Annotated in this window: 19 protein-coding genes; 12 read left to right on the top strand and 7 right to left on the bottom strand. The window is 60.7% G+C overall.

Features of this window, described 5'->3' with window-relative positions; all coding sequences use genetic code 11:
- Positions 1 to 93: 93 nt before the first annotated feature.
- The 3 genes from pstS to LJD29_RS17120 form a co-directional block, all read right to left on the bottom strand.
- Positions 94 to 1,098, bottom strand: coding sequence for a phosphate ABC transporter substrate-binding protein PstS (gene pstS, locus LJD29_RS17130; RefSeq protein ID WP_446742779.1), 1,005 nt, complete (start codon positions 1,096 to 1,098; stop codon positions 94 to 96).
- Between the two features lie 127 nt (positions 1,099 to 1,225).
- Positions 1,226 to 2,932 (bottom strand): HAMP domain-containing sensor histidine kinase, encoded by a 1,707-nt coding sequence (locus LJD29_RS17125; protein WP_446742778.1) that lies wholly within the window; start codon positions 2,930 to 2,932, stop codon positions 1,226 to 1,228.
- Positions 2,933 to 3,107: 175 nt separating this feature from the next.
- Positions 3,108 to 3,806, bottom strand: coding sequence for a winged helix-turn-helix domain-containing protein (locus LJD29_RS17120; protein WP_446742777.1), 699 nt, complete (start codon positions 3,804 to 3,806; stop codon positions 3,108 to 3,110).
- Between the two features lie 291 nt (positions 3,807 to 4,097).
- Here LJD29_RS17120 and LJD29_RS17115 point away from each other — a divergent pair, with 291 nt between their 5' ends.
- The gene (locus LJD29_RS17115; protein ID WP_446742776.1) at positions 4,098 to 4,526 is read left to right on the top strand and encodes a response regulator; all 429 of its coding nucleotides are present in this window, start codon (positions 4,098 to 4,100) and stop codon (positions 4,524 to 4,526) included.
- Entirely contained in the window at positions 4,523 to 6,352 is a 1,830-nt protein-coding gene (locus LJD29_RS17110; protein ID WP_446742775.1) for a CHASE3 domain-containing protein, read from the top strand. The genes LJD29_RS17115 and LJD29_RS17110 overlap by 4 nt, the downstream gene beginning before the upstream one ends.
- Before the next feature lie 2 nt (positions 6,353 to 6,354).
- Here LJD29_RS17110 and bshB1 read toward each other — a convergent pair whose 3' ends face one another.
- Together bshB1 and LJD29_RS17100 are read right to left on the bottom strand one after the other, a co-directional pair.
- On the bottom strand, positions 6,355 to 7,080 hold the full coding sequence (gene bshB1 / locus LJD29_RS17105; RefSeq protein WP_446742774.1) for a bacillithiol biosynthesis deacetylase BshB1: 726 nt from the start codon (positions 7,078 to 7,080) through the stop codon (positions 6,355 to 6,357).
- Positions 7,081 to 7,148: 68 nt separating this feature from the next.
- Entirely contained in the window at positions 7,149 to 8,624 is a 1,476-nt protein-coding gene (locus tag LJD29_RS17100; protein ID WP_446742773.1) for a hypothetical protein, read from the bottom strand.
- A gap of 104 nt (positions 8,625 to 8,728) precedes the next feature.
- Here LJD29_RS17100 and LJD29_RS17095 point away from each other — a divergent pair, with 104 nt between their 5' ends.
- The 4 genes from LJD29_RS17095 to LJD29_RS17080 all read left to right on the top strand — a co-directional run bounded on the left by LJD29_RS17095 (position 8,729) and on the right by LJD29_RS17080 (position 13,776).
- Positions 8,729 to 10,690, top strand: a complete 1,962-nt coding sequence (locus LJD29_RS17095; protein WP_446742772.1) for a bifunctional homocysteine S-methyltransferase/methylenetetrahydrofolate reductase — start codon at positions 8,729 to 8,731, stop codon at positions 10,688 to 10,690.
- A complete protein-coding gene (gene xseB, locus LJD29_RS17090; protein ID WP_446742771.1) occupies positions 10,677 to 10,907 on the top strand; it encodes an exodeoxyribonuclease VII small subunit in 231 nt (76 codons plus the stop codon). Before LJD29_RS17095 ends, xseB begins: the two co-directional genes overlap by 14 nt.
- A 38-nt stretch (positions 10,908 to 10,945) precedes the next feature.
- Positions 10,946 to 12,127 carry a radical SAM family heme chaperone HemW gene (gene hemW, locus LJD29_RS17085; protein WP_446742770.1) on the top strand — a complete coding sequence of 394 codons (1,182 nt, stop codon included), beginning with the start codon at positions 10,946 to 10,948 and terminating at the stop codon, positions 12,125 to 12,127.
- Between the two features lie 158 nt (positions 12,128 to 12,285).
- On the top strand, positions 12,286 to 13,776 hold the full coding sequence (locus tag LJD29_RS17080; RefSeq protein ID WP_446742769.1) for a glycoside hydrolase family protein: 1,491 nt from the start codon (positions 12,286 to 12,288) through the stop codon (positions 13,774 to 13,776).
- Positions 13,777 to 13,839: 63 nt separating this feature from the next.
- Here the strand turns inward: LJD29_RS17080 and LJD29_RS17075 are convergent, their stop codons facing one another.
- Positions 13,840 to 14,820 carry a S1/P1 nuclease gene (locus LJD29_RS17075; RefSeq protein ID WP_446742768.1) on the bottom strand — a complete coding sequence of 327 codons (981 nt, stop codon included), beginning with the start codon at positions 14,818 to 14,820 and terminating at the stop codon, positions 13,840 to 13,842.
- A 186-nt stretch (positions 14,821 to 15,006) separates the two neighbouring features.
- On the opposite strand from LJD29_RS17075, the gene LJD29_RS17070 reads away from it, so the two are divergent.
- From LJD29_RS17070 to LJD29_RS17055, 4 genes are all read left to right on the top strand, one after another.
- The gene (locus LJD29_RS17070) at positions 15,007 to 16,068 is read left to right on the top strand and encodes a 1,9-bis(guanidino)-5-aza-nonane synthase (protein WP_446742767.1); all 1,062 of its coding nucleotides are present in this window, start codon (positions 15,007 to 15,009) and stop codon (positions 16,066 to 16,068) included.
- Between the two features lie 615 nt (positions 16,069 to 16,683).
- The gene (locus LJD29_RS17065; RefSeq protein ID WP_446742766.1) at positions 16,684 to 20,010 is read left to right on the top strand and encodes a PAS domain S-box protein; all 3,327 of its coding nucleotides are present in this window, start codon (positions 16,684 to 16,686) and stop codon (positions 20,008 to 20,010) included.
- A 74-nt stretch (positions 20,011 to 20,084) separates the two neighbouring features.
- Positions 20,085 to 20,462 (top strand): response regulator, encoded by a 378-nt coding sequence (locus tag LJD29_RS17060; protein ID WP_446742765.1) that lies wholly within the window; start codon positions 20,085 to 20,087, stop codon positions 20,460 to 20,462.
- 4 nt (positions 20,463 to 20,466) lie between these two features.
- On the top strand, positions 20,467 to 20,790 hold the full coding sequence (locus tag LJD29_RS17055; protein ID WP_446742764.1) for an Hpt domain-containing protein: 324 nt from the start codon (positions 20,467 to 20,469) through the stop codon (positions 20,788 to 20,790).
- A gap of 29 nt (positions 20,791 to 20,819) precedes the next feature.
- Here the strand turns inward: LJD29_RS17055 and LJD29_RS17050 are convergent, their stop codons facing one another.
- Positions 20,820 to 22,001, bottom strand: a complete 1,182-nt coding sequence (locus LJD29_RS17050) for a potassium channel family protein (RefSeq protein WP_446742763.1) — start codon at positions 21,999 to 22,001, stop codon at positions 20,820 to 20,822.
- A gap of 107 nt (positions 22,002 to 22,108) precedes the next feature.
- On the opposite strand from LJD29_RS17050, the gene xseA reads away from it, so the two are divergent.
- A complete protein-coding gene (gene xseA / locus LJD29_RS17045) occupies positions 22,109 to 23,485 on the top strand; it encodes an exodeoxyribonuclease VII large subunit (RefSeq protein WP_446742762.1) in 1,377 nt (458 codons plus the stop codon).
- On the top strand, positions 23,482 to 24,846 hold the full coding sequence (gene glmM, locus LJD29_RS17040; RefSeq protein ID WP_446742761.1) for a phosphoglucosamine mutase: 1,365 nt from the start codon (positions 23,482 to 23,484) through the stop codon (positions 24,844 to 24,846). The genes xseA and glmM overlap by 4 nt, the downstream gene beginning before the upstream one ends.
- Positions 24,847 to 24,949: the final 103 nt, after the last annotated feature.

Below are 24,949 nucleotides of genomic sequence, written 5' to 3'. Positions count from 1 at the left end.
GCGTAACGTCTTTTAAAATGCGTTCATCCGCCTGTCAAAAAAAGCAAAGGCGCACCCGCAATCAAGGCGCGCCCCGCTCTGGTTTACCCAACCTTACTGGAGCTTGGAAATCGACGCCCTGACCTTGTCCGCCACCGACTTCGGCAGAGGAGCGTAGTACAGCGAGCTGGCCTGCGACTCACCCTGATCCAGCATCCAGTTCAGGAAGTCCTTGATAACCTTGCCCTTTTCAGCATCCTGAGCCTTGACTGGGATCAGCAGCCAGGTGAAGCTCGAGATCGGGTAAGATTCCTTGCCCGGCGCGTTAGTGATCGACACGCGGTAGTCGGCAGGCATTTCCTTAACGCTGGCCGCAGCCTCGGTCACGCCTTCGATGCTTCCCTTCACCCAGTTACCGGAAGAGTTCTTGATATAGCCGAAAGGAATCTTGTTCTGAAGCGCGTAGATCAGCTCTACGTAGCCGATCGTGCCCGGCAGCTGGCGCACCATTCCGGCAACAGCTTCGTTGCCCTTGGCGCCGATGCCCAGGGGCCACGGCACAGCGGTGTTCTTGCCAACGCTGTTCTTCCAGTCAGCACTCACCTTCGACAAGTAGTCGGTAAAGATGTAGGTCGTGCCGCTGCCATCGGAGCGATGCACCACGTTGATCTTCGTATCCGGAAGCTTCACTCCCGGGTTGTCCTTGGCGATGCGGGGATCGCTCCAGTTGGTCAGCTTGCCCAGATAGATGTCCGCGAGCACATCGGGAGAGAACTTCAGCTCGGCCGAAACACCGGGAAGATTGTAGATCGGCACAACCGCGCCCAGGACGGTGGGGATGTGCACCAGCTTGACCTTGGACTCGGCCAGCTGCGCATCGCTCATCGGGCCGTCGCTGGCGCCGAAGTCTACCACGCCCGACGTAACCTGCTTGATGCCGCCGCCAGAGCCAATCGACTGATAGTTGATCTGCACGCCAGAGTGCTGCTGGCTGTACTCGCTGAACCACTTCGAATAGATCGGATACGGGAACGAAGCTCCCGCGCCGTTCAGCTTCTGCGCAAACCCCTGAGACGCCCCAATGGCAAGCAATGCTGCAAGAATGACACCTTTTTTCACGGATTTCTCCTCGTGGATTTTCTTTCGAGATTGTCGCGGTCGATTGTTACGAACGCTTTACTACCATGTGAAAAGGGGGAGAATCAATGCCCGGGTTTCGGTTTCTAACCGAAAGAAATTGTGACGCTTAGGAAGCCCTGGGAGGCGTTGAAGGCAGGGTAAACAGGAACGTCGCTCCGGCACCGAGTTCGCTTTCCACCCGGATCGTTCCACCATGCGCCAGCACGATATGTTTTGCAATCGCGAGTCCCAGGCCGGTTCCGCCAGAGTCACGCGAGCGCGCCTTATCCACCCGGTAGAACCGCTCGAAGATGCGATCGACATGCTCCGACCCGATCCCCGGCCCGAAGTCCTGGACATAAAACTCGACCGCGTCAGCGATATCGCGCGCCCCCACCAGCACCCGTCCACCGCTCTTGCCGTACTTCATGGCATTCTCCACCAGATTCCCGAAGACCTGCGTCAACGCATCCTCATCGACCATCACCAGGGTGTTCGTCAGCCCGTCGGCTTCAAGAGCTACGCCGGAATCGACGGTCATGCCCGCCAGCGACTCGAGCGAATCCTCTACCAGGGTCGCAGCCGCCACCGGCTGCAGCTTTACCCGGTAGCGTCCGGATTCGACCGACGCCAGGGCCAAAAGGTCTTCGGTGAGGCGATTCATGCGCGTCGCATTCTTCAGAATGATGCCCAGGAACTCCCGCGCCATCGGCGCAAGCTGATCCGTCGGATCGTCGAGCAGCGTCTCAACATAGCCGGAAATTGAGGTCAGAGGCGTGCGCAACTCATGCGAGACATTGGCCACGAAATCGCGGCGCATCTTCTCTGCACGCTCGATTTCGGTCACATCGTGCAGCACCGCGACTGCGCCGCCGTCGGGCGTCGGCGCGGCGTTGACGTCGAAGACCCTTCCGGGGGCAACCGAGGTGGCCTTGCCGCTCCTCACCTCGCGCTGGTGCAACGCGGTTTCGACGCATGCCAAAACTTCCGGATCCCGGAGAGCATGCACCAGCGCCCGGCCTGACAGCGAGGCCATTGGCGTAATCCGCTGCATCACCGAGTTCGACCAGCTGATGCGTCCCGCGCCGTCGACCGCGACCACCGCTTCCTGCATACTGTCGAGCAGCGCAGCCAGCTCGCGCTGCTTGGCTTCGAGCGCCTGGAAGCTCGCTTCGAGGCGGCTCGCCGTGACATCCAGCGCATGGGCAACTTCTGAGATCTCATCAAGATTGCCCTCTTCGACACGTGCCGAGAAGTCGCCCGCGGAGATCCTTCCTGCAAAAACAACGATGCGCTCCAGCCGTTTCGCTCCACGCTGGGCAAGGAATGCCGCCAGCAGAATCGCGAGCCCGCTGGCTACAAGAATTGCCAGCAGCAGATCCCGGCGGATCACATGCATCGTTTCATCGATCGCGTTCAGCGGATACGCCAGCTGCACGACCAAGCCATGTCCGGCCACGGCGACGTACAACATGCCATTGCGTTCGCTCTGGCCAAGTCCGTCCGCGCTGGCGATCGCAGTCCGCACCTCTTCCGGATCCGATGGCTGCGCCTGGACCGCCGAGCTCGAAAGCACGGCTCCGTCACGCCCGAAAAATGTGACCTGCGCCTTGGCGTCCATCGCTCCGCGTACTGCCGCCTGCCGCAGCGCTGCGACATCACCCGGATGCACTTCGTTCGCCAGCAGGCGCGCCTTGCCTTCGAGCGACTGCCCGGCCTGCGTGCGCAGCGAGTGCTCCACGATACTGCGAAGCGTGAATTCGAGGATTGCGGCGCTTGTCGCAAGCACGAGCACGAACGAAAGAAAGAGCTTGGTAAAGACCCTGCCAGTCACAGAACCATCCCGGCCCGCAAAGTGAGTTCGGGCAAGTGTAAAACGCAGCGGCGAAAGATCATCACACGTTTCCAGGGGAGATCAAAATGACACAGGCCCTGGCATTCACGCAGAGCCCGTGTCATCGTGTATATCGTCATTTCGAGCAAAGCAGGAAGCGTGCGAAGGCGAATTGCTAAACCGTCTTCGGCATCTCGAAGCGGTAGCCGGCGCCACGCACCGTCTTCAGATAGCGCGGATTTTCAGGATCGGTTTCGATCTTCTCGCGGATACGGCGCACATATACGTCCACCGAACGCGGCGTCACGAAACGGGCATCGCCCCAGACCGCGTCGAGCAGATGGTCGCGGCTGAATACGCGCCCGGGGTGACGGGCAAGGTAATCGAGCAGGCGAAATTCCGTCGCCGTGGTCGTCGTCAGCTCTCCGCGAACCTTAAGCTGCATGGCGCTGGCGTCAATCGCGATCTCGTCGAAGGTGATCAGCGACGGCGTCGTCGGACGCTCGAAGCGGCGCAGCACGGCCTTCACGCGGGCCAGCAGCTCGCGCATCGAGAACGGCTTGGTGATGTAGTCATCCGCGCCCAGTTCGAGCCCGAGGATGCGGTCGTTCTCCGCGGCGCGCGCGGTCATAAATATGATGGGCACGGTGCTGAGGGCCGAATGGCTGCGAAGCCGGCGGCAGACGTCGAGTCCGTCGCCGCCCGGGACCATGATGTCGAGCAGAAAGAGCGAAGGCGCCTGGCGCTCTGCGTCTGGAATCAGGTTAGCTGGGGTTCCGAAAACCCGCACCCCGAAGCCCGAGGCTTCCAGGTGATGCTGCACAAGTCTTGAAATGTCTGTGTCGTCTTCGAGAACAAAGATTGTCTGGCTCAAACCGGATTCCCTCTTCGCGGATTACAGGCGTAATCGGCCACTCCAAGCCTAAATCAGTCAGGCAAAGAGAATGCAAACGTTCTGTGAATTTGATCCGGTATTCATCTCCCGAAAGGATTCCGTTTCGGCCTGCATCACCAATTACATCAGCCCTTTGTAGAGCCAACCGCTGTTGTTATACTGCTAACTGTTCAAAGGAGAGCGTGCTCTCGCCACGGGTCGGACTCGATCCGTAATTACGCTGACCGCATAAACCGGAGCCCGATGGATGACTCAGGATCGAACAGGCAGATGAGTATTCCCGGCCTCTCACAATGGAATTCGCCGGAAAAGCTCCCGGCCGCCAAGCGCCCCGTCCTGCTCCTCTGCATTGACGACGAAAAGCTTGGCCTGGAGATTCGGAAAACCGTGCTCGAGCGTGCGGGCTACCGCGTTATAACGGCTCTCGATGGAAACTCCGGACTTGACCTCTTCCGCACGCAGCCGATTGACGGCGTTGTGCTCGACTTTTTCATGCCCGGTATGGACGGTGGCCAGGTCGCGGCGGAGATGCGTCGCAGCCGCCCGGAAATCCCCATCCTCCTGCTGACGGCATACATCAACTTACCCCAGGAAGTCGTTAAAATGGCAGAGTTTACACTCCTCAAGGGCGAAGGCCCGGAAGAGTTGCTATCCAAGATCCGGCTGATGCTGGAAAAACACAGGGAGGACCGGCGGTGAACGTGCCTGAGTTCCGGCGGATCCTCCGGCAGACCCTGTTACTTCCCGTCCTTCTCCTCCTCGTTCTGGCGGGTTTCATCCTCTGGCAGTTTGTCCAGTACCAGCGCTCGCTGCAGTCTATCGACAAGAGCGAAGACATCGCCTCAGAAATTGTCGAGGTTGAAAAGCTCATCATCGACCAGGAAACGGGCCTCCGTGGCTTCCAGCTGACGAATGACAGGTCGATGCTGGCTCCCTACGAAGCGGCCACGCCCGAGGTTCACACGCATCTCGATAACCTGCGAACAATGATCGATGGCCGCAACAAGCAGCTCGGGCGCCTGGCTCATCTCAGGGACAGCTATGAGCTCTGGCTGGGCTTTTCACAGCGGGTGATCGCCCGCGATCCCGCCGTCATCGGCGATCCGCAGCTCAATCAGCACGCCAAGCAGCGCATGGACGACATCCGCGAGCAGGTCCACCAGATGGCGCTGTCGGAAGCACGGCAGCACCGACGGCTTTCGACCGCCGCTGAGCAATTGGAACGCCGCCAGATCATAGGCATAGTTCTCGGAGCCCTGCTGGTCGGAATCACGCTGGGCATCTTTACGCTCTCGCGGATCCGGCGCGTCTCCCGCAGCTATGACCGGGCGCTGAAAGAGGTAAAGACCCAGGCTGAGGAGATCTACGAAAGCCGCCAATGGCTGCAGACGACGCTTGAATCCATCGGCGACGCCGTAATCGCCTGCGATGAGGATGGCCGCGTCAAATTTATTAACGCCGTCGCTCAGAACCTGACCGGCTGGAACTCGCATGAAGCCTTTGGGCAGCCGCTCGAAAAGGTCTTCAACATCATTAATGAAGAAACCCGCGAAGTCGTCGAGAACCCCGTCGACAAGGTGCGCCGTCTCAAGACGGTCGTTGGATTGGCAAACCATACCGCGCTGATCTCGAAGAACGGACCGGAATACATCATCGACGACAGCGCCGCTCCCATTCCGGATACGGAAGGCAACATGTGCGGCATCGTGCTCGTCTTCCGCGATGTGACCGAGTTGCGCCGCGCAGAAGCCGCGCTAGTTGCGGGGGAAAAACTCGCCGTTGCCGGCCGGCTGGCCGCGAGCATCGCTCACGAGATTCATAACCCGCTCGACTCGGTTGCCAATCTGCATTTCCTGCTGATCAGCGAAAACGACGCAGAAAGGCGCACCCAGTATCTGCAGATGGCACAGCAGGAGCTGGGCCGCACCATGCAGATCAGCCGCACGCTGCTTAGCCTTTACCGGGAGCCGAAGGCCCCGGTGGTCGTGGATCTCGGCGAGCTGGCCGATGGTGTACTGCTGCTCCTGGAGCGGCGCCTGACTCAGAACAACATCGAGGTCACGCGCGAGATTGTGAAACCCGCGCTGGTTGAAGGTTTCCCTGCCGAGCTGCGGCAGGTCTTCACCAATGTGATCGTCAACGCGCTCGAGGCCACCGGCAAGAATGGCCACATGCTCATCCGCATCAAGCCGGTACGGCCAGACGAAACCCGCTCTGCCGGAATGATCGTCGATGTCCTGGATAGCGGCCCCGGCATCGCCAACAAGGACGCCAAGAGCCTCTTCCAGCCCTTTTTCACGACCAAGGGCGAGGATGGGACCGGCCTCGGTTTGTGGGTCAGCCTTGGCATCATCCAGAAGCACGGCGGCACGATCCGCATCGCCAACAGCACCGATCCCGGCTACAGCGGGGCGGCGGTGCAGATTTATCTGCCCGAACGGACGCTGGCCAGCGCATCGAGCCGCGCCACCGCACACGTAATCCCAGGAGTTACGCCAGATCACAGAAATGAGTCAGGCGACTAACTTCACATCGACTGCACGCCGAGCAGGGTGAGGTCCTCCGCGATCCCTACTTCCTTCTGCACAAAGGGCTCGGCGTAGCGGACACCCGCCAGCAATCCGTAATGCCGCGCCACCGCAAAGGTGCGCTCGCGAATTTCTTCCTCCGGAACGAACAATCCCCCGCCCTGCTGCTGGTTCGCGTACTGCGACTTGTAGGCCATCAGCGAACGATGGCGCTCCTCGATGAAGGGCGTGATATCGACCACCAGGCTCGGCCGCACGTCGGCATAGAGGCTGGCGTAGAGAATCTTGTAGGGCCGATGCGGCGCGGTGCCGGTATCGATGCGGGCGAGTCCGCTGAGGAAGCAGGCTTCGTAGCCAAGCTGGGCCGAGTTGTAGTGATCCGGGTGCCGGCCTTCCCAGTACGGCAGGATGACGACGCGAGGGCGGACCCGCCGCAGCACCTCGACAATCTTCAACCGGTTCTTCCAGGTGTTTTCGACGCGGCTGTCAGGGATATCCAGCGCCTCGCGCCACACCGCGCCGAGTATCTTCGCTGCCTCCGCCGCTTCGGCGCCGCGCTCTTCCGCGGTACCGCGGGTGCCGCCCTCGCCGCGTGTCAGGTCGAGGATCGCAGTGCGTACGCCCAGCGATTTCTGCACCAGAAGCGTTCCTCCGCAGGTCTGTTCCACATCGTCGCGGTGCGCCGCGATTGCAAGTACTTCGGCAATAGACTCGTTGGCTGCCATCGTTTCTCCCGCAAAGCAAAAGGCACGGAGCCTGTCAGCGCCGTGCCTTGCCAGTTCATGCAGCCCGTTTAGTAGGCTGTATTGTTTCCGTCGGTTGCGCCGTCCATGTAGGCCACGTCAGCGGCGGTGCCGGTAACGGCGACGTTCGTGTTGTCACGCTCGCTTCCGTCCGTGGTGTTGTAGATGTAGACCTGTCCGCCCTCGGAGGTGTAGACCTTGCTCAGTCCGGTGACCGAAGCGATGCCTGTTCCATCACCCTTGTACGACTCAACTAACACGGCGTTGGTCGAAGTGTTGAACATGGTCATGCAGCCGAAAGCGATATTCGCCGTGGGATTCGCCTGGGCCTGCTTGTAACGCTCGCCGTTCTGGCACTGCGTCGAACCGACCCACAGCGTATCGTCATCGCCGAAGAGCATCTTGGTGTGGTTGCCGTCGCTGATCTGGTAAGTTCCGCTGATCGCGTTCGTTTCTGTGTTCAGAACCGTCAGGTTGCCCTGAAAGAGGCCGTCGGCCGCCTGGTTCTGGCCGGCGATGTACATCGTATTGCCGTTAAAGATGGCGTTCGTCGCCCCACCAGGAATCGGTATATTTTGGGTCGCCGTCAGCGCAATGCCCGCTGGTCCCTGCACCCCTGGGTTCAGCGAAGCTAACTGGATCGGAACCACGCTCACGCTGGCCTGCGCGCCCGGCGTCGTATTACCGCACTCCGGTCCGCAGTTCAGGATGTATGCCGTTGAACCATCAGCGGAGAACACAGCCTTGGTCGGGTGATCGAAGCTTGCATTTGCGCCGGTACTGACCGGGAAGAGGCAGTATGCGGGCAGGTTCTGCGGTTCACAGTCCTGCGCGCCCTGGTAGTTCGGATTGTTGGCCGCCGCCTGCGACTGTGCGGTCGTGAGCTGAACCACACTGTAGACGCTGAAGTCTGCCGGGGTCGCACCGACTGCCTGCCCGGCTGGCTGGCTCGAGTTCTGCACAAACGCCAGCGCGATGGTTCCGCCAGGGTTGACGGAAACGCGATACACATTCGGCAGGTTCAGCTGGTAGCCGGTGGTACCGATCGGAACCACCGAAACTACGTGGCTCTGCTGGTTGGCTGCAAAGGCATACTTCTCGTTCTGCGTAATGAAGACGCTCGAAGAGACACCCGCCGGAATCGCCACCGTCGAGAGCTCTTTCTCCGTCGCGTAGCTTACCAGCGCCAGGCTGCCGTCACCGGAGCCATACACAGCGCCGACCTGCTCTACAGGCATGTTCTGGATCTGCGATGGCAGGGCGCCCGAATAACCGCTGATCGAGAACGTGCTGGTCGAGCTGTTATACGCGTGACGAATGTCGTAGAAAGCATCGACAAACGGCAGAGCACCCTTCGACAGAGCGCTGGGGTTCTGTTCCGCGATCAGGACTCTATAAAGTAGTCCGCTGGGAGGAAGGTTTCGGCCTGCGTAAAAGTAGTTTTTCCCGCAACCGCTCATCAGGAAAACGACAGCAAATACGAGAAGAGGGGCGGACCACAGAACCAGTGAACTTCTTTTCTTCAAAATCTAAAACCTCACCATGCGTGGGAAGTCCAAGTATAGCAAAGCAAGCCGGTAAGCTGGAAATCGCGGGCTGCCTTGGCGTACCATCACCTGAAGGCTCAACAATGACAGACAGGTCTATAGACAGTCCCGTGCAGAATCGTCTCCAGCAGATCTTTGGCAATCGCACAGTTCTCTGCGACGGAGCCATGGGCACCATGCTCTACGACCGTGGCGTTTTTATCAACCGCTGCTACGACGAGCTGAACCTCTCGCAGGCCGACCTTGTCCGGTCAGTCCACGAAGATTACCTGCAGGCAGGCGCCGAGGTTATTGAGACCAATACGTTTGGCGCAAATCGCTTTCGCCTGCAGCGCTATGGCTTTCAGGATCAGGTAGCCGAGATCAATCGCGCCGGCGTGCGGCTGGCACGCAAATCCGTGGAACATCTCCAGGAGAAACAGGCCGGCAAGGCGTGGGTCGCCGGAGCCGTCGGGCCGCTGGGTATACGGCTCGAACCGCTGGGCAAGACCAGCCTCCAGGAAGCACGCGATGCCTTCGCCGAACAGATCCGCGCGCTCACCGAGGGCGGCCCCGGTGTCGGCGTCGATCTGCTCGTGATCGAGACCATCGTTGCCCTGAATGAAGCCGAGCAGGCGATTCTCGCCGCCCGCGAGGTCGCGCCGGATATCCCGATCATCGCAATGGTGACGGTCGATGACGACGTCCGCTGCCTCGACGGCGCGACTCCGGAGACAGCCGCCGCACGCCTGGGCCAGTGGGGCGCTGACGCCATCGGCTGCAACTGCAGTTCCGGCCCGGCGACCGTGCTGAGCGCGCTTGAACGCATCGCCGCAGCAACCGGCAAGCCTCTGGCCGCGATGCCCAACGCCGGAATGCCGCGTGCCGTCGACGGACGCAACATCTATCTTTCCTCGCCTGAATACATGGCCAGCTTCGCGCGCAAGTTTCTCAAGGGCGGCGCGCAGTTCATCGGCGGCTGCTGCGGCACTACGCCCAGCCACATCCGCGCCATGAAGTCGTCGCTTCGCGCAGTCGAATCGCAGAAGGTGAGCACGCAAAATCCGGTAAGCGCTCCGATTGAAAGCGAGACGCCGCCTCCGCCGCTCGCAGAACGTTCGAAGATCGGCAAGCTCATCGCCGAAGGCACCTTCGTCACCATGGTCGAGATCGTGCCGCCGCGCGGCATCGACGCCCGAAAGGAGATCGAAGGCGCGCGCCTGCTCGCCGGCAAGGGCGTGCACATCATCAATATTCCCGACTCGCCGCGCGCCTCGGCACGCATGAGCGCGCAGAGCCTCTGCATCCAGATTCAGCAGTCGGTCGGCATCGAGACGCTGCTGCACTACACCTGCCGCGACCGCAATGTGCTGAGCATACAGAGTGACTTGTTAGGCGCGTCGTCCATCGGACTGCGCAACATCCTGTGCCTCACCGGCGATCCACCGAAGCTCGGCAACTATCCCGATGCCACGGCGGTCTTCGATGTGGACGCCATCGGTCTCGTCAACATCGTTCGCCGGCTCAATCATGGCCTCGACATCGGCAGCAACCCCATCGGCGCCTCCACTGGATTCACCATCGCCGTTGCCGCCAACCCCGGCGTACCCGACATCGACAATGAAATTCGCCGCTTCGCCTTCAAGGTCGAGGCAGGCGCAGAGTACGCCATTACACAGCCGGTCTTCGACCTGAAGATCCTGGAGACATTCCTCAAGCGCATCGAGGGCTTCCGGATTCCGGTCATCGCGGGTATCTGGCCGCTCACCAGCCTGCGCAATGCGGAGTTCATGCGCAACGACCTGCGCGTCAGCGTGCCGGACAGCATCCTGCTGCGCATGCAGCAGGCATCCACGCCCGAGCTGGCCCGCGCCGAGGGCGTAAAGATCGCGCAGGAGATGCTTGCAGCGGCGCGCCCGATGGTGCAGGGGGTGCAAGTGAGCGCTCCGTTTGGCCGCTATCCGCTCGCCGCCGAAGTCATGGCCGAAGTTTTGCCCTCGGCCTCGCCCGCGGCTGTCCCCGCCACTGCAACCGAAACAGAAGGAGCCGTAGTTGGCCAGCTTTGAAGAATCTCTGAAGCAGCTCGAAACCGTTGTCGCCCAGCTTGAACGCGGAGATCTGCCGCTCGAGGAATCCATCCGGGTCTTCGAAAAGGGCATGGAGCTTTCCGCCGAGTGCAAGAAGCAGCTGGAAGAGGCGGAGGGCAAGGTCGAGCTGCTGGTGAAGCGCCGCGACGGCTCGATGGCCCGCGAGCCTTTTGCGCCACTGAAGGTACAGGAGTAATCTATCCGCGCCTCTCCGGCACAGTAAGATAGAGGCAGATGCAGACGCTCGGCCTCTATCTTTCGATTCCCTTCTGTAAGTCGAAATGCACTTACTGTAACTTCGCCTCCGGGGTATATCCGGCTTCACAGATCGATGGCTATATCACCCGCGTGATCGATGACCTGCGGGCCATGCGCAGCCATGCAGCGGAATGGGGCACGGAGCTGCCCGAGATCGTCGATACGGTTTATCTCGGCGGCGGCACGCCTTCACTGCTTTCCGCTGAACAACTTTCCCGGCTCTTCTCTGCGCTCCGCCGCGAGTTCGTCGTGCTGCCTGCGTCAGAGATCACAGTCGAATGTGCTCCGGGCCAGCTCGAAGACGCGTCCCTCGCATCCATGGCAGAGAACGGCGTCAACCGCATCAGCTTCGGCGTGCAGTCGTTCATCGACGCCGAGGCGAAGCACTCCGGCCGCCTGCATACCCGCGAGATGGCGCTTGCCGACCTCAACCGCGTTCGCAGTGCTGGCATTTCGCGCCTCAGCCTCGATCTGATCGCCGGACTGCCCGGCCAGACGGCGGGATCATGGCAGGAGTCTCTTGAAGTTCTAGGCTCGACCGGCGTCGATCATGCCAGCGTTTACATGCTCGAAGTCGATGACGACTCCCGGCTGGGCCGTGAAGTAAATGCCGGAGGCTTCCGCTACTACGCGCCGCAGGTTCCCACCGACGAGGCCATCACTGATATGTACGAAGAGGCGACCGGCTTCCTGGAAAAGCTCGGCCTGCAGCAGTACGAAATCTCGAACTTCGCCCGCAAAGGGCGCGAGTCCCGCCACAACCTGAAGTACTGGGACCGCAAGCCCTATCTCGGCCTCGGTCTCGACGCGCACTCGATGTTGCGCGCGGAGGACGGTGCAGCGATGCGATTCGCTACGACCGACGAGTTGCCCGGTTACATGGAAGCGCCGTCGTGGCAGCCTCGTCGGCTGGCCCGCGAAGAGGAGCTGGAAGAGACGTGGTTCCTTGGCCTGCGTCGCAACGCCGGGGTAAACCTCCGCGAGCTTGCCGCCCAATTCGGCGAGGAGACCGTCCGCGAGATCCAACCGACATTGGTCGATCTGGAGTGCGAGGATCTGATTGTGCTTTCAGGTAGTGAAGTGCGGCTCACCGCGCGCGGACGCATGGTCTCGAATGAAGTCTTCGAGAGATTTCTGGCTACCACCCCGGTTTCGTAACGACAGAACACTACTCCACCTCGCACGATGGACCGGCTTTCGTGTCCTGTTGTGTGCCGGGTAAACTCCTTACCTCGGCACATGACGGGTGAAGCTGGATGATTCCTGCCAACTCAGCCGCGACCGGGATGAGTTTCAACGAGCGAAAGGTGGAAGGAATGGATCGTCGTCAATTCATCGCCGGGACCGGAGCGGCGCTGGCAGCAGCACAGGCAGTACCGGGTGTGAATCTTCTCGCCCAGGCCGCACCCAAAAAGAATGCTCCCATGATCGGCATCCAGATTGGTGCGGTGTCCTTCAGGGATGAAGGCACGGACGCCGTCATCGAAGAGTGCCAGCGCGACGCGTTCGTCAATACGCTCTTCGTGGCCGCCTTCACCTATGGCCGCGGTATCGCCGGACGCCAGATTCCTGGACAGCCATTGCCTGACCACGGCAAGCAGCAGTACGACAAGGACACTTTCGTCGGAGGCTGCTACACGAACTACGACAGGAAATACTTCGCCGACACCACGCTGAAAGAGTTCCGGGCACCGGACTTCGGCGACTATGACGTGCTCGAAGACGTGATCCCCAAGGCTAAGAAGCGCGGCGTAAAGACCATCGCATGGTTCGAAGACGTAATGGGAAAGAACCTTCCCGGGATCAAACCGATGCAGGACGTGAACCTGCAGGGCGAGAAGATCTCGACGATGAATTTCAACGCCCCCGGGTACCGCGCATGGATTCTCGGCATGGTCGAGAACTGGACGCGGAACTACGATCTCGATGGCATTATGTGGGGATCTGAGCGTCAGGGTCCGCTATCGAATGCGCTGGGCGCGAGCCATGGAGATCCGCGCCTTTCAGAGGTATGCGATTTCTCCGAATCCACGATTGCCAAGGCGAAGGCCCAGGGCATCAACGCGGACCGCGCGAAAAAGGGCTACGAGGAGCTGGAGAAATTCGTAACAGCCTCACGCAAGGGCGTACGGCCCACCGATGGCTACTACGTCATGCTGTGGCGCCTGATGCTGAAGTATCCCGAGCTGCTGGCGTGGGAGGCACTGTGGACACAGAGCCTGCGGGAGACGCAGAAGGCGGTTTACGACAAGGTGAAATCCATCAAGCTGGAGATGGGGGTCGGCTGGCACATCTGGCATAACAACTCGTTTAACCCCATCTATCGCGCCGAGCAGGACTACGCTGAGATGGCGCCGTACTCAGACTTTCTCAAGGTCGTGATTTATCAGAATTGCGCCGGAGAACGCATGGTGGATTACATCAATTCAGTGGGCGCCACCTATTTCGCCGACGTTCCGAAGCAGGAGCTGCTGGACTTTCACTATCGCGTCCTCGATTACGGCCCGGAGGCGGATATGGCTCACCTTGCCGCGACTGGTTTTTCCGCCGACTACGTTTTTCGCGAGACGAAGCGCGCGAAACAGGATCTGGCCGGCACGAAGACGCAGCTATGGCCCGGCATCGATGTCGATATCCCAACCGGCCCCGGCAGCGCGAAAGGTACACCGGCAATGACGAAGCAGGTCGTCGAAGCTGCATTCAAAGGCGGCGCTGACGGCGTACTGATCTCGCGGAAATACTCGGAGATGAAGCTAGCCGACCTGCGTGCGGTGGGCGATGCCCTCCGCTCCATGAACATGGCCTAGGGCGCTGGGGGTTTTATTAGATTCCCAGCACCTTAACGATGACACGTTTGATCGAGCCTGCCGTCAGAAGCCGGCGGCAGACTTCCCTGCAGGAACGGCTGTCGCCGGAGCAGTCGGCTCATGCCATTTCGGAACCGGTTTCGCGCTCTCGATCCACGCCGAGGCGATCAGGTCGCGCAACTCGCTGGCGCCAGCGGCGAGGCGCTCGGCCGTGAACTCGCGGGACTCGGCAGTTCCCTGGTCCTCGAAACCCTTCGCCTTTTCGAGCTGATAGGTGCGCTCGACCAGCGATCCCGTATGGCGCAGGTAAGTCATGTAAGCGTCCCATTCGTCGCTTACCGGAGCGACGGGTGTCATCTTTGAACGCACGTCGTCGATGTTGATGGCGGCATCGACGAAGGCCGTTTCAAACTGCGAGTGAATGTGGTGATCGGTGGTGTAGCCGTTTGGATTGTCCTTAAGCACCCAGCCGTTGTAGTTGATGGTCACGTGCAATGGTTGCGAACCATCGCCGACGTAGTGGCCGAGCCATCCGGCATAAAACACGATCGCTGCCTCGACCGGCTTTGTGTCGTCGTGCTGGGCACTCAGATCGCGGTAATCGCGCATGGCCGACTTCAGGCGCTCCCACACTTCGTTGGTGATGTATGGCTGGAAGCCTACCTTGTCCGGCGCCAGCAGCTTCGCCATGTCTGGATGCTGGGCTGCATATGCCTCGAGCGCGGCGATGTATTCGTAGCGGCGGCGAGGCAGCGGACCGATCAGGTCGGCGTATTCGATATCGATGAAGTGGTCGGGCGCCTGCTCAGCGCTCAGTTCGGGCTCACCCAGCGAGCGCCAGCGGTCCGGCTCGGGGCCGAGATAGGCGATTTCCTGCACCGCCTCGGGTGTCCGCAGAAAAGCCGGAACATCGGCAGGCAGACTCTGCGCCGCAAGCTCGTTGATCATGGTGTGGCCCTTGCTTCCCCAGGCAAACGAAGCGGGCACGGATACGAATGACAGCAGAACGAGGGCAGCAAGCTGTGTGAGTCGGTTTCCGGACATGAGTCCCAGTTTAGCTGGAGGCCGGTTGGCTGGGGACCGGTCAGCTTTAAAGCTTCAGTTAAGTTCCGGACAGCGATTCGGTTGTCGTCGGGTGATCGGTTTATCTGACCGAATTCCGGCTGGCCGCCTCATTGCTGATGGATTTTTACAAAATCCGCTGCACTTAATTGCTATCCTGAAATAGCTATGCCTACGAAAAAGGAACTCCTCAAAGACCCCATTCAGCACATCGACATCAAGCAGCACAATGTCGTAGCCCTCGTCGACGCCATGCAGCACATGGCCTACAGCTCCCGTGACCTTTACCGGGCATCGTCGATCTACGAGCGCATGCTGCAGGACAAGGAATGCGGCGTCATTCTGTGCCTGGCCGGCTCGCTGATTTCGGCTGGGCTCAAGCAGATCTTCATCGATCTGATCCGCAACAACATGGTCGACGCCATTGTCTCGACCGGCGCCAACATCGTTGACCAGGACTTCTTCGAAGGCCTCGGCTTCAAGCACTGGATCGCCGACGACCTGCTCAAGCAGGGCACCGAAGACGGCACGCTGCGCGAGCTGATGATCGACCGCATCTATGACACGCTGATCGACGAAGAAGAGCTTCGCATCTGCGACGAAACCACCGAACACATTGCCGATGCGCTCGAACCGCGTCCCTACAGCTCGCGCGAATTCATCGCAGCCATGGGCGCTTACCTCGAGAAGAACGGCAAGACGCTGGCGCAGGGCGGCGTGGATTCGATCGTGCATGCAGCCTACGAAAAGGGTGTGCCGATCTTCTGCCCGGCTTTCAGCGACTGCTCGGCCGGCTTCGGACTTGTTGCCCACCAGCACAAGCACCAAGGCAAACCCATGCTCTCGCTGGACTCCGCCAAGGATTTCTACGAAATCACGCAGCTGAAGATTGCCAACCCGACCACCGGCCTGCTGATGATCGGCGGCGGCGTGCCGAAGAACTTCGCGCAGGACATTGTCGTGGCTGCGGACATCCTCGGACAGGAAGCCCCGATGCACAAGTACGCCATCCAGATTACGGTTGCCGATGTCCGCGACGGTGCGCTCTCTTCGAGCACGCTCAAGGAAGCCAGCTCGTGGGGCAAGGTCGACACGACCTTCGAGCAGATGGTCTACAGCGAAGCCACCCTGGCGCTGCCGTTGATCACCGGATACGCCTACCACAAGAAGGCACACGAAGGCCGCAAGGGTAAGAACTGGGCCGGCGTTCTCGAGCCGGTCACGGCATAACTTTCGCAACCGGTTAGACGGGGCCGCTGATTCTATCGATCAGCGGCCCTTCCCTTTTTTGCATCATCAAAGCGAAGAAATTTCCTGCATTTTCTTATGGCGCGTATTATTCATCGGAGAGTAGCATTCCCCACATAATTTATTCATACTTACTTCCTTCCCCGGATTTATAAGGAGTACCGCTGTGTTGCTGACGCTCGAAGTATGCATAGGTCTTTATCTGGTTTCGTTTCTTTGGTTCCTGACGTTTTGCCGCTCTTCGGCCCGCAAGGCTCTCGAGACATATCGTGCGGAGCGAGTATCCAACCTCATCCCTTTTGAGAGGGGCCAGCGAGTTCAATCGACCGGCCGCTCCCGATCCCGCTTCTAACTCTCGTCTCGTCAGCAGGGCTCACTATCTAAGCCGCAGGAGTCGCCTCCGAAAGAAACTTGCAATTTATTGCATACTTTCGGAGGTGATTCCCCCTATACTGCAAACTGATCTTCCGGAAGATTCAATTCTTCCAACATCAGCGGGATAGGCTTGCGTCCACCCCGAATTTCACGCCGGAAGGCACATTCGCCCGGCACGTAAGAACGGGACCGCAGGCAGCTGCTCCCCCCTGAGCGACTGACGTGACCTTACCGAGCAGCACACGAACGCAGATCAGTTTTTATGTTGCCGCCCTGCTATTTGTCCTCGGCGGCGCGGCCGTGCTGGCATGGTGCGCGGAGCGGCATCACATCGGGCTGCTTCCCATAGGCTGCTTTGTCACCTGCTGGCTGCTGGCCATTCTGCTTCTCTTCCTCGCCGGCCTCTTTCATATCCGCTCCTACTTCCTGAGGCGGCGCCAGGACCAGGCGATCTCGCAGGTGCTGCCGGTCCAGCAGAGCATTCTCTCCTCTGACGGCACCCTGCTGATCACCACAAACCTCGAAGGCGACATCACCACCTTCAATGCCGGGGCGGAGCTGCTGCTCGGCTATACGGCCGACGAAGTTCTCGGCCGGATCGCTCTCCGGCAGATGTTCGCCGAGGGCGAGGGCCAGCGCATCGGCCGGACGCTTCTGGCCTCGCAGCAGCCTGCCGGACTGTCTCCATCGATCTTCGATCTTTGCCTCAGCTATCTTCGCGACTTCCCTTCCGGCCGGGCCCGTCCCCTGGAGATGAACTTCCGCAACCGCAATGGCTGGACATTTCCGGCCACGGTGCATTTGACCGTCATCGAGGATGAAGATGGTGAACTCTCCGGCCTGTTGCTGCTCGGCACCGACCTGAGCTCTGCCCGGCGGGTCGACGATCTGCTGCACGAAAGCGAAGAACGTTACCAGGACCTGTTTGAGAACGCGGTTGAAATGATCGCGACCATGAACGAGCAGGGCAACTATCTCTACGTGAATCCGGCGTGGGAAGAGCTTTTCGGCATCAGCAGCGAAGGCTTTGAAACCCTGATGAGCTTCGAGTCGGCTTTTCCGCCCGAGGTGCAGGCTGAGGTGGCGGCGCTTTTCCGTCGCGCCCTGCTGGGCGAGCGGGTCGAGCGCGAATCTCTCCAGCTGAGGAACCCGCACGGCGGGAGGGTGGAAGTCGAAGCCAGCCTCAGCAGCCGACGGAGCGCCAATCGCCCGGCTACCGTCCGCTGCATCCTGCGTGACGTTACCCAGCGCAACCGCCGCGAGCGCCGCATGGGCATGCAGCTTGAAGTCAGCCAGATCGTCGGCGAATCCACCTCTCGCGAGGAGGCGCTGCCGAAGGTGCTGGCAGCTCTGTGCAACACCCTGGGCTACGATATGGCCAACCTCTGGGTGGTCGACGACACCCTGCAACAGATCCGCTTCGACTGCAGCTGGTCGGTCCCGGACCGCAACCACGACGAATTCCTGCGCGACACCCAGAGCCGCGTTTTCACGCGCGGCGAAGGCATGCCGGGAATGGTGTGGGCGCTCGGCGCGCCACGCTGGTCTGCTGATCTCCGCAACGATCCCAGCTTTACGCGGCGTCACTCCGCGCGCCTTACCGGCCTGAACAGCGGCCTGGCCGTTCCGGTTCGCGTGGGTAACCGCGTTATCGCTGCGGTCGAGTTTTACAGCCGGCAACGCCGCGACGAAGATCCGGAGACCATGAGTTCGGTCGAAACCGTCTGCGCCTCCATCGGTCAGTTCATGGCCCGTTCGGCACAGGAAATGCGGGTCCGCGAGCTGCACCAGCAGAACGAGTTCATTCTGAACTCGGTGGCGGACGGCATCTTCGGCGCGGACCCGGAAGGACGGGTCGACTTCGTGAACCCGGCGGCAGCAGCCATGCTGGGCGCATCCCCGGCAGAGCTGGCCGGACGCCCCGTTCATTCCATCCTGCACTCAGGAGCCTCGCCCGAGGCCTGCGGCGAACAGTGCCGCACCCGCCGCGCTTTTCTGCTGCATGAGACAACCAGCGGGCAGGACGTCTTCTACCGGCTCGACGGACGCCCCTTCCCCGTGGAGTTTTCGGTCACGCCGATGCTCGAGCACGGCACGGCAATCGGCAGCGTGCTGAGCTTCCGGGACATCAGTGAGCGATATGCCCTTGACCGTATGAAGGACGAGTTCATCTCGACGGTCAGCCACGAGCTGCGCACGCCGCTCACATCGATCCGCGGCGCGCTCGGCCTGCTATCTTCCGGCCTGCTTGGCGAGATCAGCGAGAAGGCCGGAAACCTGATGCGGATTGCGCTGTCGAACTCCGACCGGCTGGTGCGCCTGATCAACGACATTCTCGACCTGGAACGCATGCAGTCGGGCCGCGCCCCGCTGAACTTCCGCGAGATTTCGCTCGATGACCTGGCAAAGCAGGTGGTCGAGGCAGTCCAGCCCATGGCCGACGCTGCCAGCATCCGCTTGGCACTGCATGCCGTGCCCACGCAGAGCGAGGTCGATCCAGACCGCATCCAGCAGGTGATCACCAACCTGTTGAGCAATGCCATCAAGTTCTCTCCGCCCGAGGCAACTGTCACCGTCGAGGTTGGCCCAACCCGCGACGGGGCTATGCTGAGCGTCATCGACAACGGGCGCGGCATTCCGACGGACAAGCTGGAGACGATCTTCGACCGTTTCCAGCAGGTGGACGCATCGGATTCTCGTCAGAAAGGCGGCACCGGACTGGGGCTCGCTATCTGCCGCACCATCCTGCAGCAGCATGGTGGACGCATCTGGGCAGAGCACAATCCTGCAGGAAGCGGCGCGGCCTTCCGGGTCTTCCTGCCCGAGCGCACCAGGCTCGACTCGCTGCAGGAAAGCCCAAATGAAGACGAAGCGGTGCACCAGGACACACTGCTGATATGCGAAGCAGGCACCGAGGCTCGTACGGCGCTGGTTGCGGCACTGCGCCGGCAACGCTTCCGCGTGCTGGAGGCTGAAAACAGCACGCAGACGCTGCATCTGGCACAGCACTTTCCGGTGAACACGATCCTGCTGGGAATCTCACGGCAGGTGAAGCAGAATTATTCTGCATTGCAGCTTCTCAAAGCGGACGCGGCCACCATCAGCATCCCCGTCATCCTGCTGAATATCGGTGCGGAGGCGGGCCTGCCGGCGGAAGAAGATGACCTTACCGCGTACGCGGCGCTGGCCGGCGCCCTGCGGGAAGGTAATGCCCAGAGCTATACGCTGCTGGTCGAGCCCGGCCAGCAGCGCGCTATCGCCACCACCGCGACCTTCCGCATGGCCGGAACTCAGATCCACCATGCCTCCAATCTTTCGCAGGCAGTGGAATTCTGCCAGTCGGCACGCCGGCCTGACCTGGTTCTACTGAACCTGGGCCTGCCGGGGAAACAGAGTTTTGACTTCATCGAGTGGCTCGACAATCGCGGTGAGCTCAGCAGCCTGCCCATGATCGTGTATTCGAATGCCGGCAGTGCGGAACGCATGAAAGAGATCGAGTCACTGGCCGCAACCCTTCTGCGACGGCATGAAAACGCCGATCCGGCTTGAGCGCAGCAGTCTGTTTTCACCAGACGCTTCGATGGTACAAAAGCAGCACCTTCCCGAATTCAGGAGTAAGAAGTATGTCGCACCGCATTTTGATCATTGACGATGAAGACGATATCCGGCAGGTTGCTGCTATGAGCCTGGAAACGGTCGCCGGGTGGGAGGTTCTTACCGCGAACTCCGGCATCAGGGGTATTCACCGCGCACAGGAAGACCGGCCGGATGCGATCCTGCTCGACGTGATGATGCCGGGCATGGACGGGCCGACGACCTTTCTGGAGTTGCGCAAGCTTCCCGAGACGGCGGACATTCCCGTTATCCTCCTGACCGCCAAGGTGCAGACCGCCGACCAGAAGCGCTTTGCCGACCTCGGGGTAGCTGCCGTGCTCTTCAAACCCTTCGATCCGTTGACGCTCGCCGACCAGATGTCGGCCGCGCTCGGATGGGAGAAATAGGTCGATGGGCGAGAGCAACAAGATCGAAGAGATGTTGCTTGCCATCTGGCGTACGAACTACCCGGTCATGATGGCAAGGCTGGTCGTGCTGCAGAATGCATGCCAGGCCCTGGATGCCGGCAGCCTGGATGATGTAACGCGCGGCGATGCGTATGTCGCAGCCCATAAGCTTGCCGGGGTGCTTGGCACCTTCGGACTTCCGGAGGGCAGCGATATCGCTTCCCAGCTCGAAGCCAGCCTCGGTCCGGAGGGAGGCGTTCCGGATAAGCAAAGCTTCAGTGATTCCGTGGCAAAACTTGAAAAGATGATCGAAGCCAAGCCGCGTTAGCCTCAATCAATCATTCCAGTTTTGAATTTCTAGAAGATATGGTGTTCTTCATCCTCGACGAACAGCGGCTGCAAGCCGCTGCTTGCGTTTACCTGCGCGGCGATCACAGCCTCTGTCTGCGCCCGCACCTTGGCCACGGATAGCCAGTTGTCCTTGTTCGGGTGTTCGGCGATCCACGGCGGCAACGGCATGCAGAGAAAGTTGCTAAGCGCATCGGCATAGCCTTCGTAGAGCAGGCGCATCTTCTTGAGGCGTTCCATCGAGTCCTCGTCGCGGCAGACGCGAATCCCGGCCTGGCATAGCTGCCCGTAGAGCATCTCGAAGCGTTCGGGCGGCAGCCGGTCGCCCATGGCACTTGTAGGCTTCAGCCCGAAAACCTGGGAGAGATCGACCAGCGCATGGCGGGCGACTGCAAAGGTGAGCTGCGCCTGGCGCGCCGGATGCTCCTGTACCCCGGCAATGAGCAGCGAGCAGGTGTCCAGAATGGCGGTGAGCGCGGCCAGCCAGCTTTGATTGGAGTGCTGGGAGCGAAACTGGCACAGCAGCGGATACGAGATATGGCTCTCGAGCAGTTCGGCCGCCCAGCGCTCCCACTCCACCAGCAACAGCGTGAGAGCATCGTTCCCGCCGGGAAAGGCATGGCGCCGCATCAGCTCGGCAGCAGTCGGAGGCGAACCGGCACGCGCATCGAGAAGCGAGATATTTACCTCGCGCCGCGAGAAAGCGCCGTAGAGCACGGGAAAGTATCCGATGACGAGCGCCAGAAACCCCAACCCCATGCCGGATTCGAGCACTGCCAGCATCCTCACAATATCGGTATGCGGAACCAGATCTCCCAAACCGAGGGTGAAAAGCGTGGTGCCGCTCACATAGATATCGGAACGCAGATCGGGATGCGGGAACACGGGATCGCGGAATGGCGAGCCCATGCCGTAATAGATCAATCCGAAACCGGTCACCAGCGCAGCAGCCCACACCCCGATCAGGACGATCAGCGCCATCGGCCCGTAGTAACTAAAGGCGGTTTCGCGGTCGCGCGCATTGCGGACACGGCTTGCCAACCGCGCCCACGGCCACCAGGTAACAGCGAAAAACAGCCGCGTGATACGGAACTTGCCGACCGCACGGCGCGGCAGGATCACCGTCTGAAAAGAATCGGTGAGCGTTGCCAGAATGCAGGCTATGCCCGCGAAGATGCAGAAGATGTGCAAGGCTCTTCCCTTTCGCCTGTGGGAAGCAAAACAGGTGAGCGCCTTCCGCGTCAACTGCCATGTAGACTTGGAATGTGGATGCGCAGACAAAAACTGCAGGCAGCCAAATGGGCTTTCTATTTGAAGCACCACAGCCGCCGCAGCGCCATATCTGGAAGGTAAGCGAACTCGCCGCTGAACTGCGCGCACAGGTAGAGGGCGAGTTCAGCGACCTGTGGATCGAAGGCGAAATCAGCGACCTGCGCAAGGCCGCTTCCGGACATATCTACTTCACCATCAAGGACGAGACCGCGCAGTTCTCAGCCGTGCTCTTTCGGCGCCAGGCATCGCTGCTGCGCTTCCGCCCCGAAGATGGCCTGCACATACTGCTGCGCGGCAAGCTCTCGGTTTACGAGCAGCGCGGGCAGGTACAGCTCATCGCCGAGCATCTCGAACCGGTGGGCGCAGGCTCGCTGCAGCTCGCCTTCGAACAGGTAAAGCAGAAGCTGCAGGATGAAGGCCTGTTCGACGCGGAACGCAAACGTGCTCTGCCGCTCTTTCCGAAATGCGTCGGGGTGGTCACATCGCCGAGCGGCGCGGTCATTCGCGACATCATCAATGTAGTTACCCGCAGGCATGCCGCGCTCGAACTGCTGGTGTATCCGGCGATCGTGCAGGGTGAATCCGCAGCGGCCAGCGTGGCGGCGGGCATCGCTTACTTCAACCAGAGCCGCGAAGTCGACCTGATCGTCATCGCACGCGGCGGCGGATCGCTCGAAGATCTTGCTCCCTTCAACAGCGAATCGCTGGCACGCGTGATTGCGAACTCGGAGCTGCCGGTTGTCTCGGCCGTCGGTCACGAAACTGATTTCACCATTGCCGATTTTGTCTCGGACCTGCGCGCGCCCACCCCATCGGCCGCCGCGGAGCTCATCACCGGCGCACAGCATAGGGTCGAGGAGCGCATCGAACTGCTTTCGCAGCGCCTGCACCGTGCCGCACGCTACGCTGTGATGCAGGGCCGCGAGCGCTTTGCGCGGCTTTCTGTCGAGGCAGCGCTTACGCGCATGCAGAGCGGTATCCGCCAGCGGCAGCAGCGGCTCGATGAGCTGGCATTCCGCATGGAAACATCCTGGCAGCGCAGGGCGCAGACCAGCATGCAGCGGCTCCAGCAACTTTCCGCATCGCTGATGCGTCACGATGTCAGCCATCAGCTGCGTTTCACTCGCAACCGGCTGGAGACGCTTTCTACTGCCATGCTGCGCGCGCAATCGCTCGACATGACGACCCGCAGGAACAGGATCGAATCGCTCGAGCGGCAGCTGCTTTCGCTCTCTCCACTCGGCGTGCTTCAGCGCGGATATGCGCTGGTCTATGACCAGCAAGGCAACCTGCTGCGAAGCACCGCAGGCCTGCAGCAAGGACAACAGCTCACCACGCGCCTCTCCGATGGCAGCTTTGAGAGCCGCGTGAGCACTTCTTCTACGGAACGAAACGATTCATGAGAAAACTCTTTGGCACCGATGGCATTCGAGCCGTGGCCGGCGAAGCACCGCTCGATGCGAAAACAATTTACGCCGTAGGCCTGGCGCTGGCGCACCAACTGAAACCGAAGCATCCACGGCCATCCATACTGCTCGGTATGGATACCCGCGAGTCCGGAGCATGGATCGCCTCGGTCCTCGCCGCCGGCCTGGCGGAGGGCGGAGCAACGGTAAAAAGCGCAGGCGTTATCACCACTCCCGCTATTGCTTACCTGGCGCGCACGCATGGCTTCTCGGCTGGAGTCGTCATCTCCGCCTCGCACAATCCCTGGCATGACAACGGCATCAAGATTTTCGGCGGTGACGGTTACAAATTGCCGGACGCAACCGAACTGGCTATCGAAGACGAGATCTTCCGCCAGCTCGAAACCCGCGACTTTGAAACCACAGGCGCTCCCGATCCCTCCGCTCTGCCCGAGTTGGAAACCGACCCTAAGCTTCGCGCTGATTACGAGCAGTTTCTTTTCAAGGCGGTTCCACAGCTCGACCTGGACCACATGAAGCTGGTGATCGACTGCGCCAACGGCGCTGCTTCTGTCATCGCGCCGGAGCTCTTTCTTCAGCTCGCCGGATCGGTCAAGCTCACGCACGTTCATCCTGACGGCCGCAACATCAATGCAGGTTGCGGCGCGCTGCATCCCGAGGTGGTTGCAAAGGAAACAAAGGATGCGGGAGCCGATATGGGCATCACCTTTGACGGTGACGCCGACCGCGCGCTCTTTGCCGATGCGAACGGCAATGTAGTCAACGGCGATGCGGTGCTGCTACTGGCCGCGCGCGATCTTAAGGCACGCGAGATCCTCAAGGACGACATGGTTGTCGCTACCACGATGTCGAACATGGGCCTCGAAGCCGCGCTGCGCCGCTCGGAGATCAAGATGCTGCGCGCGCCGGTGGGTGACAAATACGTGCTCGAAATGATGCAGGCCAACGACGCGTCGCTGGGCGGCGAGCAATCTGGGCACGTGCTCTTCCCTCATCTCGCTACGACGGGCGACGGCCTGCTGACCGCGCTCGTCGTGCTCGACATCGTGCAGCGCGCCGGCAAGCCACTGCATGAGCTGCTTGCCGACCTGAAGACATTTCCGCAGGTCATCGTGAATGTGCGCGTGAAGGAGAAGAGGCCGCTCGACCAGATCGAAACGGTTGCTGCACGCATCCGCGAGGCCGAAGAAGCGCTCGAAGGCAATGGCCGCGTGGTGATTCGCTATTCCGGCACCGAGCCGCTGGCCCGCGTGATGATCGAAGCGGAAAGCGAAGCCGAGATGCGACGCCACGCTGACGCCATCGCCCAGGCGATTCAAGAAGCTATCGGCGCCTGACCCCCTGTTTTCTCGTCCCGAGCAAAACGAGGGATCTGTATTTACGCGTTCGACACCGGGAATACCGCCTGTCGAAAGAAAAATGCAGATCCCTCACTGCTTT

Origin of the sequence: Silvibacterium acidisoli (assembly GCA_022870745.1) — a bacterium.
Taxonomy (GTDB): Bacteria; Acidobacteriota; Terriglobia; order Terriglobales; family Acidobacteriaceae; genus Silvibacterium.
This window is presented reverse-complemented; position numbering and strand designations above follow the sequence as displayed.

Excerpts from the sequence above, each read along its gene's own strand:
- LJD29_RS17115 (WP_446742776.1), top strand. The coding sequence starts at position 4,098 with ATGAGTATTCCCGGCCTCTCACAATGGAATTCGCCGGAAAAGCTCCCG.
- bshB1 (WP_446742774.1), bottom strand. The coding sequence starts at position 7,080 with ATGGCAGCCAACGAGTCTATTGCCGAAGTACTTGCAATCGCGGCGCAC.
- LJD29_RS17095 (WP_446742772.1), top strand. The coding sequence starts at position 8,729 with ATGACAGACAGGTCTATAGACAGTCCCGTGCAGAATCGTCTCCAGCAG.
- hemW (WP_446742770.1), top strand. The coding sequence starts at position 10,946 with ATGCAGACGCTCGGCCTCTATCTTTCGATTCCCTTCTGTAAGTCGAAA.
- LJD29_RS17080 (WP_446742769.1), top strand. The coding sequence starts at position 12,286 with ATGGATCGTCGTCAATTCATCGCCGGGACCGGAGCGGCGCTGGCAGCA.
- LJD29_RS17075 (WP_446742768.1), bottom strand. The coding sequence starts at position 14,820 with ATGTCCGGAAACCGACTCACACAGCTTGCTGCCCTCGTTCTGCTGTCA.
- LJD29_RS17070 (WP_446742767.1), top strand. The coding sequence starts at position 15,007 with ATGCCTACGAAAAAGGAACTCCTCAAAGACCCCATTCAGCACATCGAC.
- LJD29_RS17060 (WP_446742765.1), top strand. The coding sequence starts at position 20,085 with ATGTCGCACCGCATTTTGATCATTGACGATGAAGACGATATCCGGCAG.
- LJD29_RS17055 (WP_446742764.1), top strand. The coding sequence starts at position 20,467 with ATGGGCGAGAGCAACAAGATCGAAGAGATGTTGCTTGCCATCTGGCGT.
- xseA (WP_446742762.1), top strand. The coding sequence starts at position 22,109 with ATGGGCTTTCTATTTGAAGCACCACAGCCGCCGCAGCGCCATATCTGG.
- glmM (WP_446742761.1), top strand. The coding sequence starts at position 23,482 with ATGAGAAAACTCTTTGGCACCGATGGCATTCGAGCCGTGGCCGGCGAA.